Below are 231 nucleotides of genomic sequence, written 5' to 3' on the forward strand. Positions count from 1 at the left end.
ACCCAAGAAAGCGATGCCCGAATGATGCGCACGCCCAAAGGGCCGCGGGTGGCTTACAACGTACAAACCGCCGTGGACGCCGCACATTGCCTGATCCTGCACCATGAAGTGACCCAGGATGGCGATGACCGCAAGCAACTCGAGCCAATGGCCAAGGCCTCAAAAGAACATCTGGAACAAGATGCCCTGAGCGTGACAGCCGATGCTGGCTACTCCAACGGCCAGCAGTTT

Annotated in this window: 1 protein-coding gene; it reads left to right on the forward strand. The window is 58.4% G+C overall.

What is annotated here, in order from left to right; all coding sequences use genetic code 11:
• Window positions 1-231: transposase (locus ACI77I_RS32335; protein ID WP_407000288.1), on the forward strand; the 231-nt coding region annotated here is incomplete at both ends.

Source organism: Pseudomonas sp. D47, assembly GCF_045447305.1.
Classification (GTDB): domain Bacteria; phylum Pseudomonadota; class Gammaproteobacteria; order Pseudomonadales; family Pseudomonadaceae; genus Aquipseudomonas.